The sequence below is a fragment of the Microbacterium sp. genome (assembly GCF_026393345.1).
Lineage (GTDB): Bacteria > Actinomycetota > Actinomycetes > Actinomycetales > Microbacteriaceae > Microbacterium.
In genome coordinates this window covers 1-2,432 of sequence record NZ_JAPLAI010000075.1, presented here as the reverse complement: position 1 = coordinate 2,432, position 2,432 = coordinate 1, and the positions used below count along the sequence as shown (strand labels likewise).

Here is a 2,432-nt window from a genome sequence, read left to right as displayed (position 1 = left end):
TCGGCGGATCCGCCGTCGAGATCGAGGCGCAGGCGGACGACCTGAGGCACATGCGCGATACCGTTCTCGGGCTGATCGCGCAGGACACCGGACAGCCGGTCGAGCGCGACTTCGAAGACTCCCTGCACGACCGCTGGTACACCGCCGTCGAGATCGAGGTGCAGGCCGATGACCTGCGGCAGATGCGCGACACCGTGCTCGGGCTCATCTCCGATGACACCGGGCAGCCGGCCGAGCGCATCTTCGAGGACTCGCTGCACGACCGCTGGTACACGACCGCCCAGGCGCAGGAATACGGATTCATCGACGCGATCGTCAGTTCGGTCGCTGAGGTCATGCCGCGTCGGCGTGCGCGGGTCGGGCTGGGGACGGATGCCGCGGCATCCGCTCAGGAAGGAGCACGCTCATGAACGACTACAAGGCCATGAGCAGTTACACGATCCCGAACGTCATCGCGCAGCATCCGCGGGGTGAGCGCGTCATGGACGTCTACTCGCACCTGCTCGCGGAGCGCGTGATCTACCTCGGCACCGGAATCGACGCCGGGGTCGCGAACGCCCTGATCGCGCAGCTGCTGCATCTCGACGCGGACAGTCCGGAGACCGGCATCCAGTTCTACATCAACAGCGAGGGCGGCGACCCCGGTGCGGCGCTCGCGATCTACGACACGATGCAGCACATCCGCCCCGCCATCGCGACGACGGTCGTCGGCCAGGCGATCGGCCCTGCCGCCCTCCTCTCGGCAGCCGGCGCGCCGGAGCAGCGCGCCGCGCTCGAGCATGCGCGCATCGTGCTGCACCAGCCCGCAGGCCAGTCCCGCGGGGCGATCCCCGACCTCATCCTCGCTGCCGACGAGGTGGTCAGGGTGCGCGCCGACATGGAGGCCGTGCTCGCCAGGCACACGGGTCGCACCGTCGAGGCGCTGCGCGCCGACACCGACCGCGATCGGGTGTTCACGGCATCCGCCGCGCTGGATTACGGCCTGATCGACCGGGTGCTGGGGGAGCGGGTGGCCGGCGCGTAGCCGCACCCGACACTTGTCAGTTCAGATCACGCCTGTCGGTCGAGATCACCTGATTTCGACCGACATCTGTGATTCTGCTAACTGACAAGTGTCGGGTGGGGCTCAGGCCGCGAGTGGGGCTCAGGCCGCGAGGACGAAAGCGCCACGTGTTCCGGCCGACACCACAGCGGATGCCGGTGCCGAGGCCATGCGCAGTTCGTCGGCCACGCTGCTGGCCAGTTCGATGAGCGTCGTGTCGAGGGCTCCGGCGACGGCGGCGATCATCTCGCTGGACGGCTCCTTGAGCCCTCGTTCGATCTCGGAGAGGTATTGCGGTGAGACGCCCGCCTTGTCGGCCGTCTCGGTGAGTGTCTCTTCACGCTCATGCCGCCGACGCCGGAGTTGATCGCCGAGCAGATCGCGCCAGAGCGGCTCGGGTCCGTTCTGCGGGCGCGGAGCGCGGGGCGAGTGAGGCGTGCGGGGGAACGGGACGATCTCGGCCATGGTTCACGGTAACCCCGCCGTTCGCCGGTGTCACCGCTGTTCTGCTCAGAGCAGAACGCGCAGCAGGCTGCTCAGGCGGATGGGAGCCGGCCGCGAACTCAAGCGGCAGTGACAGTCTCAGCCGGCGAGCTGCTCCGCGAGGAAGGCGGCCTGCTTCTGCCACTGCACGCCTTGCCCGCCCTCATGCTCGTTGAAGGCGTACTCGGTGATCTCGGCGACCCCGCCCCAGCTGTTGCGTGCGGCGAAGACCGTCGACGGCGGGCAGACCGGATCCATCAGGGCGACGGAGAAGAGGGCAGGGGCGGTGGCGCGGCGCGCGAGGTTCACGCCGTCGAAGTACGACAGGGTCTCGAACACGCGATCTTCGGTGCCGCGATGGATCGAGAGGTACCTGACGATCTCGTTGTAGGGGTCGCGTCCGGTCAGCCCGACGGCGCGCTCGAACTGGCACAGGAAAGGCACGTCGGGCATCGCCGCGATGAGGCCGGTGGAGAGAGCGGCGGCGGCGATCGCGATGCCGCCGCCCTGGCTTCCGCCGCACACGGCGACACGCGTCGCGTCGACCCGGTCCAGCGAGCGGATGGCGTCGATCGCGAGCACGGCATCCGTGTACACACGCCGGTAGTAATAGCTGCTCGGGTCTTCGATGCCTCGGGTCATGAACCCGGGTGTGGCAGGGCCCGAACCGTGTGGATCGGCGGTCACTCCGCCCGTGCCCCACGCGCTGCCCTGCCCGCGGGTGTCCATGAAGAAGTGCGCGTAGCCCGACGACGCCCACCCCAGGCGCTCGTGCGGCAGGCCGCGGCCTCCGCCATAACCGTTGAACTCCACCACCGCGGGCAGCGGCTCATCGGTGTCGGACGGGAGAAGCAGCCATCCGCCCACCGGATCGCCGCCGAATCCGCTGAATGTCACGTCGTAGACC

At 68.9% G+C, this 2,432-nt stretch carries 4 protein-coding genes; 2 read left to right on the top strand and 2 right to left on the bottom strand.

Annotation, left to right across the window (positions count from 1 at the left end):
* Nucleotides 1–410 (top strand): ATP-dependent Clp protease proteolytic subunit (locus tag NT132_RS14235; RefSeq protein ID WP_297790195.1); only part of this gene is annotated, 410 nt, incomplete at its 5' end.
* Between the two features lie 14 nt (nt 411–424).
* Nucleotides 425–1,024: an ATP-dependent Clp protease proteolytic subunit gene (locus tag NT132_RS14230; protein WP_297790197.1), complete on the top strand. Its 600-nt coding sequence runs from the start codon at nt 425–427 to the stop codon at nt 1,022–1,024.
* Nucleotides 1,025–1,144: 120 nt separating this feature from the next.
* On the opposite strand, the gene NT132_RS14225 is transcribed toward NT132_RS14230, so the two are convergent.
* A complete protein-coding gene (locus tag NT132_RS14225; RefSeq protein WP_297790193.1) occupies nt 1,145–1,507 on the bottom strand; it encodes a helix-turn-helix transcriptional regulator in 363 nt (120 codons plus the stop codon).
* 117 nt (nt 1,508–1,624) lie between these two features.
* Nucleotides 1,625–2,432 (bottom strand): acetylxylan esterase (locus tag NT132_RS14220; protein ID WP_297790191.1); only part of this gene is annotated, 808 nt, incomplete at its 5' end.